This is a genomic window from Streptomyces sp. NPDC006393, assembly GCF_040628575.1.
Classification (GTDB): domain Bacteria; phylum Actinomycetota; class Actinomycetes; order Streptomycetales; family Streptomycetaceae; genus Streptomyces.
In genome coordinates this window covers 15,045-30,357 of sequence record NZ_JBEXZD010000002.1, presented here as the reverse complement: position 1 = coordinate 30,357, position 15,313 = coordinate 15,045, and the positions used below count along the sequence as shown (strand labels likewise).

The 15,313-nt window shown below is 72.7% G+C and carries 12 protein-coding genes; 1 reads left to right on the top strand and 11 read right to left on the bottom strand.

Annotation, left to right across the window (positions count from 1 at the left end; translation table 11 throughout):
- Nucleotides 1-5: 5 nt before the first annotated feature.
- The 4 genes from ABZ484_RS01160 to ABZ484_RS01145 all read right to left on the bottom strand — a co-directional run bounded on the left by ABZ484_RS01160 (nt 6) and on the right by ABZ484_RS01145 (nt 4,042).
- Complete coding sequence (locus tag ABZ484_RS01160) at nt 6-845, bottom strand: amidohydrolase family protein (RefSeq protein WP_358863792.1); 840 nt, start codon at nt 843-845, stop codon at nt 6-8.
- A 109-nt stretch (nt 846-954) separates the two neighbouring features.
- On the bottom strand, nt 955-1,944 hold the full coding sequence (locus ABZ484_RS01155) for an aldo/keto reductase (RefSeq protein WP_358863791.1): 990 nt from the start codon (nt 1,942-1,944) through the stop codon (nt 955-957).
- Nucleotides 1,941-2,696: an SDR family oxidoreductase gene (locus tag ABZ484_RS01150; RefSeq protein WP_358863790.1), complete on the bottom strand. Its 756-nt coding sequence runs from the start codon at nt 2,694-2,696 to the stop codon at nt 1,941-1,943. Before ABZ484_RS01150 ends, ABZ484_RS01155 begins: the two co-directional genes overlap by 4 nt.
- The gene (locus ABZ484_RS01145) at nt 2,693-4,042 is read right to left on the bottom strand and encodes an enolase C-terminal domain-like protein (RefSeq protein ID WP_358863789.1); all 1,350 of its coding nucleotides are present in this window, start codon (nt 4,040-4,042) and stop codon (nt 2,693-2,695) included. Before ABZ484_RS01145 ends, ABZ484_RS01150 begins: the two co-directional genes overlap by 4 nt.
- 176 nt (nt 4,043-4,218) lie before the next feature.
- On the opposite strand from ABZ484_RS01145, the gene ABZ484_RS01140 reads away from it, so the two are divergent.
- Nucleotides 4,219-4,944 (top strand): FadR/GntR family transcriptional regulator, encoded by a 726-nt coding sequence (locus ABZ484_RS01140; protein WP_358863951.1) that lies wholly within the window; start codon nt 4,219-4,221, stop codon nt 4,942-4,944.
- A 31-nt stretch (nt 4,945-4,975) separates the two neighbouring features.
- On the opposite strand, the gene ABZ484_RS01135 is transcribed toward ABZ484_RS01140, so the two are convergent.
- From ABZ484_RS01135 to ABZ484_RS01105, 7 genes are all read right to left on the bottom strand, one after another.
- Nucleotides 4,976-5,443, bottom strand: coding sequence for a DUF4231 domain-containing protein (locus ABZ484_RS01135; RefSeq protein ID WP_358863788.1), 468 nt, complete (start codon nt 5,441-5,443; stop codon nt 4,976-4,978).
- Nucleotides 5,444-5,543: 100 nt separating this feature from the next.
- Nucleotides 5,544-8,564: a glycoside hydrolase family 38 C-terminal domain-containing protein gene (locus tag ABZ484_RS01130; RefSeq protein ID WP_358863787.1), complete on the bottom strand. Its 3,021-nt coding sequence runs from the start codon at nt 8,562-8,564 to the stop codon at nt 5,544-5,546.
- Nucleotides 8,565-8,623: 59 nt separating this feature from the next.
- The gene (locus tag ABZ484_RS01125; RefSeq protein ID WP_358863786.1) at nt 8,624-10,657 is read right to left on the bottom strand and encodes an endo-beta-N-acetylglucosaminidase; all 2,034 of its coding nucleotides are present in this window, start codon (nt 10,655-10,657) and stop codon (nt 8,624-8,626) included.
- The gene (locus ABZ484_RS01120; protein WP_358863785.1) at nt 10,654-11,910 is read right to left on the bottom strand and encodes a glycosyl hydrolase; all 1,257 of its coding nucleotides are present in this window, start codon (nt 11,908-11,910) and stop codon (nt 10,654-10,656) included. The genes ABZ484_RS01125 and ABZ484_RS01120 overlap by 4 nt, the downstream gene beginning before the upstream one ends.
- Nucleotides 11,911-11,974: 64 nt before the next feature.
- Entirely contained in the window at nt 11,975-12,880 is a 906-nt protein-coding gene (locus ABZ484_RS01115) for a carbohydrate ABC transporter permease (protein WP_358863784.1), read from the bottom strand.
- Complete coding sequence (locus tag ABZ484_RS01110; RefSeq protein WP_358863783.1) at nt 12,877-13,818, bottom strand: sugar ABC transporter permease; 942 nt, start codon at nt 13,816-13,818, stop codon at nt 12,877-12,879. Before ABZ484_RS01110 ends, ABZ484_RS01115 begins: the two co-directional genes overlap by 4 nt.
- 6 nt (nt 13,819-13,824) lie before the next feature.
- The gene (locus tag ABZ484_RS01105) at nt 13,825-15,117 is read right to left on the bottom strand and encodes a sugar ABC transporter substrate-binding protein (protein ID WP_358863782.1); all 1,293 of its coding nucleotides are present in this window, start codon (nt 15,115-15,117) and stop codon (nt 13,825-13,827) included.
- Nucleotides 15,118-15,313 lie beyond the last annotated feature (196 nt).

Genomic DNA, 15,313 nt, shown 5'->3' with positions numbered 1-15,313 from the left:
CCGGCTCACAGCCCGTAGACGCGGGTGGCCGTTCCCTCGAAGACCTCCGCGCGTTCGGGCTCGCTCAGGGCGGCGGTCAGACCCTGGGCGGTGGCGAGGACGTCGGAGTAGCCGGCCGCGAGGGTGCAGACCGGCCAGTCGGAGCCGTACATCAGGCGGCGCGGGCCGAAGGCTTCGAGGGCCACCTCCGCGTAGGGGCGCAGGTCGCCGGGGGTCCACGTCGTGAGGTCGGCCTCGGTGACCAGGCCGGAGAGCTTGCCGACGGTGTTGGGCAGGGCGGCCAGCGCACGGACGGCCGTCGCCCAGGGCTCCAGCCGGCCCGAGGCGATCGGGGGCTTGCCCAGGTGGTCGAGGACGAAGGTGAGGCCCGGGTGGTCGGCCGCGGCCCTGGCACAGGCCGGGAGCTGGTGATCCAGGACGACCAGGTCGTACACCAGGCCCGCGGCCGCGACGGCGGCCAGGCCCCGGCGCACGTCCGCGCGCAGCAGCCACTGAGGGTCGGGTTCGGCCTGGACCTGGTGACGTATGCCCTTGAGCCGGCGACCGCCGGGGAGGTCGCTCAGGCGGGCGAGTTCCTCGGCGATGTCGGGGCGGGTGAGGTCCACCCAGCCGACCACTCCGGCGATCAGCTCGTGCTCCTCGGCCAGGGCCAGGAACTCCGGGGTCTCCTCGGGCACGGTGACCGTCTGGACGAGGACCGTGCGGTCGACTCCGGCCGCCCGCGCCTGTGGCACGAGGTCCGTGATCGTGAAGTCGCGGCGCAGCGGGCTCAGTTCGGGGCCGGTGATCCAGTCCTGGTCGCGTGCGGACAGGTCCCACAGGTGATGATGGGCGTCGACGGTCACGGCGACTCCCGTACGACGGGCCGGCCGGCGGCTGCTCGGGTCGCGGCTCTCGGCGCGGCTGTGGTCTCGGCTCTCGTCCCGCTTCTCGTCTCGGCTCTCGGCGAGAGTCTCATCGGGGCCCCTCCTCGGTGGGGACGGGTGCTTCGGCCGGCAGCAGCCCCGTCTCCCGCAGCTCCCGCCAGAAGGCGGCGGGGACGGGGGTCGCGAACTGCTCGGCGCAGTCGCGTACTTCGGCGGCCGAGCGCGCACCGCTCAGGACGCTCGCCACCGCCGGGTGGGCGGAGCAGAAGGCCAGGGCCGCGGCGCGCACGGTGACGCCGTGGCGGTCGGCGAGCGCCTTCATGCGCAGTGCGCGGCCGAGCGGTTCGGCGGGCGCCCGCGCGTAGTCGTAGGTGGCGTCCGGCCTGGGGTCCGCCAGGAGGCCCGAGTTGAAGGCGCCGCCGATCACCACCGGCACCCCTCGCTCGACGGCGGCGGGCAGCAGGTCGGCCAGCGCGCTCTGGTCGAGGAGCGTGTAGCGGCTGGCGCACAGCACCACGTCCACGTCGGTGTCCGTCACGAAGCGGGTCAGCATCCGCGACGGGTTCATGCCCGCCCCGATCGCGCCGACCACCCCCTGCGAGCGCAGCTCCTCCAGCGCCGGATAGCCCTCCCGGAAGGCCTGCTCGGCATGGTCGTCGGGGTCGTGGAGGTAGACGACGTCCACGCGGTCCAGGCCGAGCCGTGCCAGGCTCTGCTCCAGGCCGCGGCGGACGCCGTCCGCGCTGAAGTCCCACACGCGGCGGTGGGCGGCGGGCACGGCGAAGCCGTGGGCGAGGTCGTCGCCGCCGCGGTCCGTGGGCTCCAGCAGACGGCCGACCTTCGTGGAGAGCGTGTACGCCGACCGGGGGCGGGCGCGCAGGGCCGCGCCGAGGCGGCGCTCGGACAGGCCGAGACCGTAGTGCGGGGCCGTGTCGAAGTAGCGGATGCCGTGGCGCCAGGCCGCGTCGACGGTCTCGTACGCCTGCTCCTCGCCGACCTCGCGGTACAGGTTGCCGATCGCGGCGGCGCCGAAGCCCAGCGGGCCGATCTCGACGCCGCCGCTGCCGAGGCGGGTCACCGGTCCGCCGGGCGCGGCCGCAGGCCCTGCATGCCTCCGTCGACGGCGAGTGCGGTGCCGGTGGTGGCGGCCGACAGCGGGCTCGCGAGATGGGCGATGGCGCCCGCGACCTCGGCGGCCGTCACCAGGCGGCCGGTGGGCTGGCGGGCCTGGAGGGCCGCGCGTTCGGCGGCCGGGTCGGGGGCGGCCTCCAGCAGACGGCCGACCCACGGGGTGTCCACGGTGCCGGGGTTGACGCAGTTGACGCGGATGCCCTCGCGGAGGTGGTCGGCGGCCATGGCGAGGGTGAGGGAGTACACGGCGCCCTTGGTGGCGCTGTACAGCGCCCGCTGGGGCAGGCCGGCCGTGGCGGCGATCGAGCAGGTGTTGACGATCGCCGCGTGCCGCGAGTCGCGCAGGTACGGGAGGGCGGCGCGGGCCGTGCGGACCATGCCGAGGACGTTGACGTCGAAGACGCGGTGCCACTCCTCGTCGTCGTTGTCCTCTACGGTGCCCTGGGCGCCGATGCCCGCGTTGTTGACCAGGACGTCGAGCCCGCCGAGCTCGGTGCCGGCCGCCGCGACGGCCTCGCGCACCGAGGCGTCGTCCGTCACGTCGGCGCGGAAGGCGAGCAGCGGCTCGTCCACAAATGACGGGTCCAGGTCGAGGACGGCGACGCGCGCTCCCCGCTCGGCGAGGAGCGTGGCGGTGGCCCGGCCGATGCCGGAGGCGCCGCCCGTCACCAGTGCCCTGAGTCCGGTGAAGTCGCTCATGCGGTCTGTCCCTTCCGCGGCTGGAGCGGGTCGGTCTCGGCGGCCCAGAAGGTGCCGCCGGGGTAGGTGTAGCGGGCTATGGACTCCGGCCGCATGGCGGCGGAGAAGCCCGGGGTGGTGGGCGCCGTGTAGTGGCCGCCGCGGATCACCACCGGTGCGAGGAAGTGCTCGTGGAGGTGGTCGACGTACTCGATGACGCGGTCCTCGGTGGTGCCGGAGACGGCCACGTAGTCGAACATCGACAGGTGCTGCACCAGTTCGCACAGGCCGACGCCGCCGGCGTGCGGGCACACCGGGACGCCGTACTTGGCGGCGAGCAGCAGGATCGCGAGGTTCTCGTTGACCCCGCCGACGCGGGCCGCGTCGATCTGGAGGACGTCGAGCGCGCCGGCCTGGAGCATCTGCTTGAAGACGACGCGGTTGTGCACGTGCTCCCCGGTGGCGACCTTCACGGGGGCCACGGCCGCACGGATGGCCGCGTGGGCGAGGACGTCGTCGGGGCTGGTGGGCTCCTCGATCCAGTACGGGTCGAACGCGGCCAGCGCCGTGGTCCAGCGGATCGCCTCGGCCGTGTCCCAGCGCTGGTTGGCGTCGACGGCCATGCGGATCCCGGGGCCGATGGCCGCCCGTGCCACGCGGCAGCGCCGTATGTCGTCGTCGAGGTCCGCGCCGACCTTGAGCTTGATCTGCCGGAAGCCGTCGGCGACGGCCCGGACGGCGAGCCGGGTCAGCTTGTCGTCGTCGTAGCCGAGCCAGCCGGGGGAGGTCGTGTAGGCGGGGTAGCCGTGCTCCAGCAGCCGGGCCGTGCGCTGCCGCGCGCCCCGGCGGCCGCGGCGCAGCAGGTCCAGCGCCTCCTCGGGGGTGAGGGCGTCGGTGAGGTAGCGGAAGTCCATCTGGTCCACCAGCCACGCCGGGTCGGCCTCGGCGAGCAGCCGCCACAGGGGTTTTCCGGCGCGCCGGGCGGCGAGGTCCCACACCGCGTTGACGACCGCGCCGATCGCCATGTGCATCACGCCCTTCTCGGGACCCAGCCAGCGCAGTTGGCTGTCGCCGACCAGGTCCCGGAAGAGCGAGCCGGGGTCGGCGCACACCTCCTGCACGGGCCGTCCCACCACGTGGTGGCGCAGCGCGTGGATCGCGGCGACCTGGACGTCGTTGCCGCGCCCGATGGTGAAGGCGAAGCCGTGTCCCTCTAGGCCGTCCGGGGCGTCGGTGCGCAGCACGACGTAGGCCGCCGAGTAGTCGGGGTCCGGGTTCATCGCGTCGGAGCCGTCGAGTTCGCGTGAGGTGGGGAAGCGGATGTCGTGGGTGTCGACCGCGGTGATGCGCTCGGGTGTCGGGGGCACGGATGGCCTTTCGGTCGGACGGTTGCCCGCATGGTTATCAGACCACTCGGCGCCTACAACACCCCCTGGCGGCAAGGCTTCTCGGTTTCCCGTCACAGTGGTCGGACCACACGGGTGGCTAGACTGCGGCGCACGGCGACAGGAGGAGCGGCGTGGACGAGACCTCGACCGGCCCGGTGCGGGAGACGGCGGCGGCCTGCGCCCCCGCGACCGTTCCGCGCAAGGGCACCGTGACGCAGCGCGCCATCGAGCGGATCAAGGAGATGATCGCCGACGGTCTGCTGGAGCCGGGGCAGCGGCTGCCGACCGAGCGTGACCTCGCCGCCCAACTGGGCATCTCCCGCAGCTCGATGCGCGAGGCGATCCGCGCCCTCACGGTGCTGGGCGTGCTGGAGGCCCGGCACGGCTCCGGCATCTACGTCACCCGGCTGGAGGCCGGCGATCTGCTGGAGACCTTCGGCGTCGTGGCCGGTCTGACCCGCGGCCCGCGTCTGGTGGAGCTGCTGGAGGTGCGGCGGATCCTGGAGTCGACCGCGACCGCGCTGGCGGCGGCGCGGATCACCCCGGACCGGCTGGCCGCGGTCGGGAAACACCTGGCGGCGATGGAGGCCACCGACGACCCCGAGGAGATCCTCGCCCACGACCTCGCCTTCCACCGGGAGATCGCGGCGGCCGCGGGCAACGAGACCATGGCCGCCATCCTGGAGGGCCTGTCCTCGCGCACCTTCCGCGCCCGGGTCCGGCGCGGGTACCAGGAGGAAGGCGCCGTCGCCCGCACCCGCCGCGAACACGCCGCCGTCTTCCGGGCGTTGACCGCCCGTGACCCGGAGGCGGCCCGGGCGGCGGCGGCCGCGCACGTGGGCGGGGTGGAGGAGTGGCTGCGCGCTCAGGTGGGGCGGTAGCGGCGGCCCGGAGAGGGCCGCGCCGCCGCGCTCAGCCGCCGGGAGCCGGCAAGGACGGTTCCGGTCGCTGTCCCCGCGTCTGCGACCACTCCCGCAGCTCGTTGGCGCCGACCTCCTCGAGGACGCTCTGCAAGGCCTGCCGGGCCGCCGCGTCGCGTTCGGCCTCCGGCAGCAGGAGGTAGCGGTCCAGGGCCCGGCGCAGCGTCTCCCGTGCCTGCGCCGCCAGCACCCAGCGTGAACCGGGGCTGTACAGCTGCCGCATGCCGGTGAAGAAGACGGCTCCGCCCGCGATCAGCGCGGTCAGCCAGGCGGGCGCGTGCAGCCCGGCGGCGACGACCGTCACCGAGGTGGTGCCGAGCGCGCCCAGCTCCGTCACATGGTGCAGTCTGCGGGCGCGGTCGCAGGAGCGTGCGTAGAACTCCAACTCCCGGCGCGTCAGGGCGAGCAGGGGATCCGGCTCGGTGGACCAGGACTGATCGGGGACCCTTCTTCGTCGCATCGCCCCATCATCGCGGCCGGGGCCGTGCGCGCAAGGGCCGGGCAGGGCGGCACGGCGGCCGAGGGCCGTGCCGCCCTCCCCGGGAGCCTGTCCGGCCGGCTCAGGCGCGGCGCAGCCGCAGCGTCACCAGCTCGAAGGGCCGCAGCCGGACCGCGATCCGGCCACCGTCCCGCCCCGGTGCCGTGGAGTCGGCCAGGGGCCGCTCCAGAAGGTCCGTCACCGTGACGTCCTCGACCTCGAACCCCGCCGTCAGCGTGGCCCGGGCCCGCCCGCCGTGGGCCTCGTGGAAGCGGACCACCACGTCGCCGCTGCCGTCGTCGGCCAGCTTCACCGCCGTCACGACCACCGCGTCGTCGTCCACCGTCACCAGCGGGGCGACCTCCCCGGCGCCGGTCAGCCGCCGCTCGGGCACATTGAGGCGCCAGCCCTCGCGCACCGCGTCACCGATGTCCGCGCCCGGCACCAGGGCGTGCCGGAAGCGGTGGACGCCCTGGTCCGTCTCGGGGTCGGGGAAGCGCGGGGCACGCAGCAGCGACACCCGGACCGTGGTCGTGGTGCCCCGGTCGCCGTCGGTGCGGACGGTACGGGTGACGTCGTGGCCGTACGTCGAGTCGTTGACGATCGCCACGCCCCAGCCCGGCTCCTCCAGGTGGACGAACCGGTGGTTGCAGGCCTCGAACTTGGCGGCTTCCCAGGAGGTGTTGGTGTGGGTGGGCCGGTGGAAGTGCCCGAACTGGGTCTCCGAGGCGTACCGTTCGGCGTGCACGTCCAGCGGGAAGGCGAGCTTGAGGAACTTCTCCGTCTCGTGCCAGTCCACCTCGGTGTCCACCACCAGCCGCCGCTCCCCCGCCGCCAGCGACAGCACCTGGGTGACCCGGGAGGCGCCGAAGGACCGTACGATCCGCACCGAGGCGCCGTCCTCGCCGGCCGTGACCGAGTCCGCGTCCGTCAGATCGGTGACCGTGTTGCGGTAGAACTCGTCCACGTCCCAGGCGTCCCACATGTTCGGGAAGTCCGGGTGCAGCTGGAGGAGGTTCGCGGCCCGGCCCGGGGCGATCGTCTCCCGGCCGGCCTCCACGTCGTACGCCGAGACGACCAGGCCGCGGTCGTCGATCTCGATCCGCAGCAGGCCGTTGTCCAGGACGTGCCCGCCGCCCGCGCGGGGCGCGAGGCGCGTCCCGCCCCCGGTGGCGGGGGTGGCGGCGCCGCCGGCCGGGACGCCCGCGCGGGTGTGCGGGGCCGCGTTGAAGACGAGCGGCGTGGCGCCTTCGCCCGCCAGCGCGCGCTGGGCGGCCTCGATGATCCCGGTCAGCTCGCCGGCGATCCGCTCGTACGTGGCGCGGGCCTCGCGGTGCACCCAGGCGATGGACGAGCCGGGCAGGATGTCGTGGAACTGGTGGAGCAGCACCGTCTTCCAGATCCGGTCCAGGTCCTCGTACGGGTAGGGGAATCCGGTCCGCACCGCCGCCGTCGCCGCCCACAGCTCCGCCTCCCGGAGCAGGTGCTCGCTGCGCCGGTTGCCCTGCTTGGTCTTCGCCTGGCTGGTCAGGGTGGCGCGGTGCAGCTCCAGGTAGAGCTCGCCCACCCACACGGGCGGTTCGGGGTACTCGGCCTCGGCCTTGTCGAAGAAGGCGCTCGGGGTCTCCCACACGACCTGCGCCGAGCCCTCCAGGTCGCGCAGCCGGGCCGCCTTGGCGACCATCTCGCGGGTGGTGCCGCCGCCCCCGTCGCCCCAGCCGGTGGGGGCGAGGGAGTGCCGGGCGACGCCCTTGTCCTTGAAGTTGCGGGCCGCGTGGGCGATCTCGCTGCCCTTCATGGAGCAGTTGTAGGTATCGACGGGCGGGAAGTGCGTGAAGATCCGGGTGCCGTCGATGCCCTCCCACTGGAAGGTGTGGTGCGGGAACTTGTTGGTCTGCGACCAGGAGATCTTCTGCGTCAGCAGCCGCGTGGAGCCGGCCGCTCGGATGATCTGCGGCAGTCCGGCGGCGAACCCGAAGGTGTCGGGCAGCCACGCCTCGTCGTTCTCGATGCCGAACTCGTCGAGGAAGAACCGCTTGCCGTGCACGAACTGCCGGGCCATCGCCTCCGAGCCGGGCATGTTGGTGTCGGACTCGACCCACATCCCGCCGGCCGGCACGAACCGCCCGTCCGCGACCGCCTTCTTCACCCGTGCCCACACCTCGGGCCGGTGCTCCTTGATCCACGCCCACTGCTGCGCCTGGGACATGGCGAAGACGAACTCCGGCTCGTCCTCCAGCAGGGCGGTCATGTTGGACGTCGTACGGGCGACCTTGCGCACCGTCTCGCGCAGCGGCCACAGCCACGCCGAGTCGATGTGCGCGTGCCCGACCGCGCTGATGCGGTGCGCGGAGGGCACGGCGGGCGCGGACAGCACACCGGTCAGCCGCGCGCGGGCCACCTCGGCCGTGCCGTTCACGTTCTGGAGGTCGATCGCGTCGAGCGCGCGGTCCACGGCACGCAGGATCTCGTACCGGCGCTGGGAGTCCACCGGCAGCTCGGTCATCAGCTCACCCAGCACCTCCAGGTCGGCGACCAGCTGCCACACGGTCTCGTCGAAGACCGCGAGGTCCATGCGGGTCAGCGTGTACTGGGGTTCGCCGCCCGCGGTCTCCTTGTCGCCGAGCCGCGTCGGCAGGAAGGGGTGGTAGTCGAGGATGACCGGATTGGAGGCGGCCTCGATGTGCAGCCGCACCTCCTCGCCGCCCGCGACGGGCGCGCCGATCCGGACCCACTGGTTGCGCGGGTTGAGGCCCTTCACCGGGGTGCCGTCGGGCCGGTAGACCAGGCCCTCGCACTGGAAGCCGGGCATGTTCTCGTCGAAGCCGAGGTCGAGGAGGGCCTCGACGGTCCGCCCGGCCCACTCCTGCGGCACGGTCCCGGTCACCCGGAACCAGCTGGTGCCCCACGGAGCACCCCAGCGGGCGCCCACCTCGATCGGCTCCGGCTCGGCGGCCAGTCCCTCGGCCACCGGCACGGGCTCGCCGGGCGCGTGCCACACCGCGACCTGGAGGGGGACGGACTCGGGGTACACGGCGGGGCGGACGCGCTCGTCGAGGACGCGCTTGAGGCGGGTTTCGACCAGGCTGCGGTCGTCATGCATGAGGGGTGCTCCGTAGGTCGTACGTCAGCGGGTGGATCGGTGGACTGTTCGGCGGATGGTCACCAGGGGTGGGAGACGGCCGCGGGGGCCGACGAGGTGTACAGCTCCCCCACCGCGCGCACTTCGAACCGTACGGCGTGCTCGCCCGCGGCGGGTGTCAGGCCCCCGGCGAAGTACGCCCGCTGGCAGGTGCCGCCGAGGAAGCGGCGGGTGCCGTCGGGCAGCACGCGGTGCACGGTGTAGTGGCGTACCGTGCCGGGCGCCGGATGGTTCCAGGCCAGGCGCAGGTCACCGCCGGAGGCGGCGGTGATCCGCGGCCCGGAGGGGGCGGCCGGGGCACCGGTGACGGTGCGGCCGTGGACGGCGAGGCCGCCGAGCCGCCAGCGCACCGGGCCTCCGTCACCGGTCGCGGTCAGCCGGACACCGATCGCGTGCACGGTCCCGGACAGGCCGGCGAGCCGGACCGTCGCGGTCCGCCAGCCGTCGCGGGTGCCGGCCGGCAGGGGGAGGTACGTGTACGGCGGTGCCGCCCCCGCGTCGTCCGGCTCGGCGGTCGCCACGGCCAGCTCGATCCCCACCGCTCCCGCGTCCGCGCGGTGGGTCAGCTCCACGACCGTGTCCGGGCCGATCGGCAGCCGGGTCGCGTACAGGTCGAGCACGGCGGGCCGGTCGAGCGCGCCCTCCACCAGCACGCTGCTGCCGCCGCGCCATGCGTCCGCGAAGTCGAAGCGGACGACGGGCCGCTGCCCGTCGGTGCGCACCGCCCAGCGCCGGGACGGCAGCCGGTCCTGGAGGCCGAGATGGTTCCACGGGGTGCCGGAGGCGACCTCGCCGTCCTCGTACCAGCGCAGTCCGTGCCCGGTGTTGAACGTGCTCGCGAACGGCAGTGAGGCGACCGTCGACCGGTCCGCCACGGACACGGCGGGCGCCCGCCAGCCGTCGGCCGGGTCGGGCCGGGACGGATCGAGGGAACGGCCGGTCCAGAACCGGTCGTCGGCGGCGTGGAAGTCCTCCGGGGTGTGCCCGGCGGGCAGGTGGTTGCGGGTCCACTCGGGGCGGTAGAGGCCGATCGAGGTGACGTGCGGCCGGTCGGCGGGCACGATCGCGTCCCAGTCCACGGACGTGTTCGACCCGTTCGACTCCACGTCGACGCCCGCCCACAACTCGTAGCGGTCGCGGCCCAGTCGTGCGGCCTCGTCCGCCGAGGAGGCGAGCGATCCGGCGCTCCAGCGGAAGTCGACGAACATGTCGTCGGCGGCCCGGAAGAACTCCTCGTTACGGCTGTCGAGCGCGCCCTGCCAGCTCACCGAGCCGTCCACGGTCATCGCGTCGTACCAGGTCACCCGCTGTCCCCTGGCCGCGGACAGCTGCCGGAGCTCGCGTACGAAGCCCAGCATGTCCGCGCCGAGCGCGCTGTCGCCGCCGCCGGTCTCGGCGTTGACGAACCAGCCGTCGAAGCCGTGGGCCGCCGCCACCGCGACCAGTCGCGCCGCGAGCGGGTAGTGGCCGGAGGCGTCCCTCTGCACGAGGTCACGGGTCCACTGGAGCTGTCCGCCGTAGGCGGCGGGCGGCAGGAAGACGTTGCCGAGGACGGGGACGCCATGGCGGTGGGCCGCGTCCACGACGGGGGCGTTCGGGGCCAGGATCAGGCCCTCACCGGACGAGCCGCCCCAGAACACCAGCTCGTCGATGTACGCCCAGTGCGTCAGGGCGTAGGTGTCGGCGGTGGCCGAGCCCTGGGACGGGTTGGAGGAGGTGGGGCCGAAGGAGACCAGGGACTGGATGCGGGCCTGTCCGGCGCGCGCGGTGGTGTTGGCGGGTGCCGGGGTGAAGCGGCGGGCGAGCGGGACGGAGGAGGCGTTGAAGGCGAGGTCGGGGTCGGTGGCGGCGCGCCAGTCCTTCAGGCTGCGCCAGGTGATGCCGGGACCGGGGCTGCCGGAGGGCAGGGAGTCGGGGTACCAGTAGGAGGCGTACGGCTGGAGCGCGGCCGTCGCCTTCGGGGCGGCCTCGGCGGCCCGCGCGAGCGGCGCGGGCAGGAACGCGGCCACGGCGCCCGCGATCAGGACGGTGCGTCTGGTGGGCTCGGGGTTCACGTGCGGGTGCCTCCTTGCGGGGTCGGGAGTACCTGGTCGGACGTGACGACTTCGGTGATGCCGCGGGCGGCGAGGTGGTCCGGGTCGGATGCCCGGGTGTCCAGGACGGTGGTGGGGCGGGCGCCGTCGGCGGTCAGCCGGAAGAAGGCCTCGAAGACGTCGCCGCCGGGCGAGCAGCGGGAGCGGGCGGCCGGGTCGGCGGGGACGGCGAGGGCGGTGGTGCGCGGGGCCGGGGCGTACGTGTGGTCGCGGGCCGCACGGGCGAGGCTGCGGGCGATGTCCTTGGGTTCGCGGTCGTTGGTGAGCAGGCCGAGGGTGTACTCGAGTGCGGGGAAGTCGGCCAGCTCGCGGGAGACGTCGTGGGAGCACCACCAGGTGATGCCCCACAGGTCGGGACAGTCCAGGGCGCCCGCGACGGTGGCCTCGGTGAACGCGGCGGCATGCTCGGCGGGGATCAGGGGCGCGGGGGCGCCGACCTCCTGGAGCCAGACCGGGCGGTGCGGGTCGTCGGCCCAGGCCTTGCTGAGCTCGATCAGGTAGGCGGCGTGGTGCTCGGTGGGGACGGAGGTGCGGCCGTGGCGCTGGGCGGTGCCGTTGAACACCCAGGAGTGGACGGCCGTGAGGGCGCCGTGCCGGGCGGCCTGGGCCGGGGTGAAGGGCATGTCGTCCTGGTACCAGGTGGCGTCGTACTCGGCGTGCAGGTGCAGCTTGCCGGGGGCGCCCTTCTCGCAGGCGGCGAGCATGCGCTCCAGCCAGGCGTCGATCTGGTCGGCGGTGGCCCGGTCGGGGTCGGGGTGGGGCCCGGCGGAGAACTGGTTGACCTCGTTGCCGAGCGTCATGCCGAGGAAGTTCGGGCGGTCGGCGAGGGCGGCGGCCAGGGTGTGCAGGTAGGCGGCCTGGCCGTCGAGCACCTCGGGGTCGGTGAACAGGTTGCGGCGGTGCCAGGTGCGGGTCCAGGCCGGCAGGAAGTCGAAGCTGGACAGGTGTCCTTGCAGACCGTCCACGTTGACGTCGAGCCCGCGTTCGGCGGCGGCGTCGACGAGCTGGACGAGCTGTGCCACGGCGCGGGGGCGGATCAGGGCACGGTCGGGCTGGAAGTAGGGCCACAGCGGGAAGACCCGGATGTGGTCCAGGCCGAGCGCGGCGATGGAGTCCAGGTCGGCGCGGACGGCGTCGAGGTCGAAGTCGAGCCAGTGGTGGAACCACCCCTGGCTCGGGGTGTAGTTGACGCCGAAGCGCACGGCAGAAGGCATGCGGGGTCCTTGCGGGGTGGGGTACGGGGGCCGGCCCTGCTGACGGCCGGGTGGTTCTCGGTGGTCAGCCCTTGACGGCGCCCTCGCCGACGCCGCGGAAGAAGTAGCGCTGGAGGCAGGCGAAGAGCGCGATCAGCGGGGCCACGGCGATGATCGTGCCGGCGGCGACGAGGCGTTCGTCGTTGGCGAAGGTGCCGTGCAGGTAGTTGAGGCCGATGGTCAGGGTGAACTTGGCGGGGTCGCTGAGCACGATCAGCGGCCACAGGAAGTCGTCCCAGGCGCCCATGAAGGCGAAGATCGCCACGACGGCGAGGGTGCCCTTGACCGACGGCAGGGCGATGCGCAGGAACCGCTGCCAGACGTTGGCGCCGTCGACGTAGGCGGCCTCCTCGATCTCGTAGGGAAGGTTGAGGAAGGCGTTGCGCATCAGCAGGACGTTCATGGCGGCGACGGCGCCGGGCAGGACCACGCCGACGAGCGTGTTGTTCAGACCGAGGTCGCGCATGGTGGTGAACTGGGCGATGATGATGCTCTCCGCGGGAACGAGCATCGCGAGCACGAAGACGACGGTGGTCGCGCGGCGGCCCCGGTAGCGCAGCCGGGCCAGGGCGTAGCCGGCGAGGGCGGAGCCGACGCAGTTGGTGACGACGTTGGCCGCGGCGACCTTCAGCGAGTTCAGGGCGTAGTCCCAGACCGGGATGGTCCGGGACACCCGCTCGTAGTTGTGCAGGGTGGGGTGGCTGGGCAGGAACTTCGGCGGGGAGCTGAAGATGTCCTCGGTCGGCCCCTTGAGCGAGGTGGACAGCTGCCACAGGAACGGGCCGACGGTCAGGGCGAGAACGGCGAGCAGCAGCACGTAGCGCAGGACCAGTTCCCACGCCCGGATGCGGCGGCCGTTGCCGTCGGTGAAGCGGGGCCGCCGGGCAGGGGCCGGTGTCCTGGTGGCCGGGGTCTTCTGGACGAGGCTCACGAGTCCTCCCTCCGGTCGGCGCGCAGCACGAGCAGCATCAGGACGACGGTGACGACGAAGACGACCAGCGAGATGGCGGAGGCGTAGCCGACCCGGCCGGTCAGGCCGGTGCCGGTGCGCTGCACGAGCATCACCAGGGTGGTGTCCTCACCGGCCGGGCCTCCGCTCGGCCCGGCCATCAGGTACACCTCGGAGAACACCTTGAAGGCGGAGACCGAGGCGAGCGCGGCGACCAGGACCATGGTGGAGCGGACGGCCGGGACGGTGACGGTGAAGAAGCGGCGCACCGCGCCCGCTCCGTCCACGGCGGCGGCCTCGTGCAGCTCGCGCGGCACGTTGGCGAGCGCCGCCAGGTAGATGATCATGTAGTAGCCGAGGCCCCTCCAGACCGTGACGGCCATGGCGCTCAGCAGGAGCAGCCACTGGTCGCTGAGGAAGCCGACCTTGCCCACCCCGACCGTCTCCAGCAGCGAGTTCACCAGGCCCCGCTCGTCCAGCAGCCACACCCAGATCAGGCCGACCACGACGATCGAGGCGACGACCGGGGTGTAGAAGGCGGACCGGAAGAAGGTGATGCCGGGGACGTTCTTCTGCACCAGCAGGGCGAGCAGCAGCGGCAGGATCACCAGCGCCGGGACGACGCCGAGGACGTAGAGCGCGCTGTTGCGCAGCCCGGTCCAGAACATGTCGTCGTGCAGCAGCTCACGGAAGTTGGCGAGGCCGACGAACCGGCCCGGGATCAGGGTGCGGCGGTCGGTGAAGGCGTTGATCACCGTGGAGGCGAACGGGTAGAGGATGAAGGCGCCGGTGACCAGCAGTCCGGGGGCCGCGAACAGCCAGGGGCTGGTGGGAAGCTGGCGCCGCACCCGGTTCGCCGGACGCCCGGGGTGCCGGGCCGGACGCGACGGGCGCGTCCGGGAGACGGTCGAGGTGGCCATGGTGCGTTACCCCTGCTGCTTCAGAAGCTGGTCACAGGCTTTGACAGCGTTGTCAAGAGCCGCCTTGGGGCTCTGCTTGCCCTGGAGCGCCTTGGCGACCTCGTTGCGCAGCGCGGTCTTCATCTGGTCGCTGAACAGAACGGGCGTGTAGTTGACCGCGCTCTTCAGCGACTTGGCGGCGGCGATGCGCACCCGGGTCTCGTCGGTGCCGTCCTCCTTGGTGAAGTACGGGTCGTCGAGGGACCCGGCGGTGCTCGGAAAGATGGCGACCTTCTTGGCGAACGACATCTGGTGCTCGGCGTCGGTGACGTAGTGCGCGAAGGCGACCGCGGCGGGCGTGTGCTTGGTCCTGGAGTTGACCATCACGCCCATCACGTACATGTTGACGTGGCCGGTGCTGGTGATCTGGTCGGTGATGCCGATGTTCTTGTACAGGTTCGGTGCCTGCTTCTTGAAGTTGTCCAGGTCCAGGGCGCTGCCGGGGTTCATGGCGACGGCGCCGGTGAGGAACTTCTTGCCGGACGACTCGGGGGTGGCGGTCAGCGCCTGCGGGTCGAGGGCCTTGGCGTCGTACAACTGCTTGTACTTGGTGAGGAGTTCGACGCCCTTGGGGTCGTTGAAGGTGAAGGCGGTGCCTTCCTTGTTCATCAGAGGGACGCCGTAGCGGCCGAAGTCCTCGATGGTGGGGATGTTGGCGAGGGTGGCGACCTTGCCCCCGGACTTGTCCGCCATCCGCAGGGCGTCGGTGAAGAGCTCGTCGTAGGTCTTCGGCGGCTTGTTCGGGTCGAGCCCGGCCTTCTCGAACAGGGTCTTGTTGTAGAACAGCGGGCCGGTGTTCAGGTACCAGGGGAAGGCGTACGTGCCGCTCATGCCCGGGATCTGGTGGCCGGCCCAGGCACCGGGCAGGTACTCCGCCTTGTACTTGGCGGCGGCCTTGTCCAGGTCGAGGGCGAGGCCCGCCTTGGCGAGCGGGGCGACCAGATCCGGGGAGACGTTGACGACGTCGGGCAGGGTGCCGCCGGCCGCGTCCGCGCTGATCTTGTCGGCGTAGCCCTCGGCGGGCTGGTCCACCCACTTCACATGGGTGCCCGGGTACTTCTTCTCGAAGTCGGCGATCAGGCCCTCGAAGTAGTCCTTGAAGTTGGCGCGCAGGTTCCAGGTCTGGAAGGTGATGTCGCCCTCGACCTTGCCGGAGGCGTCCGTCGAGCCGCCGCCGTCGCCGCCCGAACCGCACGCGCTCAGCGGCAGGACGAGGGCGGTGACAGCGGCGGCGGCGAGTGCTCTGCGGGATATGGGCACGGTGACACGGCTCCCTTGCGGCGTCGACGACGGGTGTCGGCAGTGACCATGCACGCGGAGTTCACGGAAAGTCAATGGAATCGGCGCCGCTAAAGTGACCAGAAGAACATTAGTGCAGGTCACAGGGGCGGAGGAGGAGAGTTGCCAGCGAGGACTAATGCGCTTTAGAGTGCTGGCACTCAAGCGCTTTAGCGAT

Coding starts and splice junctions, on each gene's coding strand:
- ABZ484_RS01150 (WP_358863790.1), bottom strand. CDS start 2,696: ATGAGCGACTTCACCGGACTCAGGGCACTGGTGACGGGCGGCGCCTCC.
- ABZ484_RS01135 (WP_358863788.1), bottom strand. CDS start 5,443: ATGCGACGAAGAAGGGTCCCCGATCAGTCCTGGTCCACCGAGCCGGAT.
- ABZ484_RS01130 (WP_358863787.1), bottom strand. CDS start 8,564: ATGCATGACGACCGCAGCCTGGTCGAAACCCGCCTCAAGCGCGTCCTC.
- ABZ484_RS01120 (WP_358863785.1), bottom strand. CDS start 11,910: ATGCCTTCTGCCGTGCGCTTCGGCGTCAACTACACCCCGAGCCAGGGG.
- ABZ484_RS01110 (WP_358863783.1), bottom strand. CDS start 13,818: ATGGCCACCTCGACCGTCTCCCGGACGCGCCCGTCGCGTCCGGCCCGG.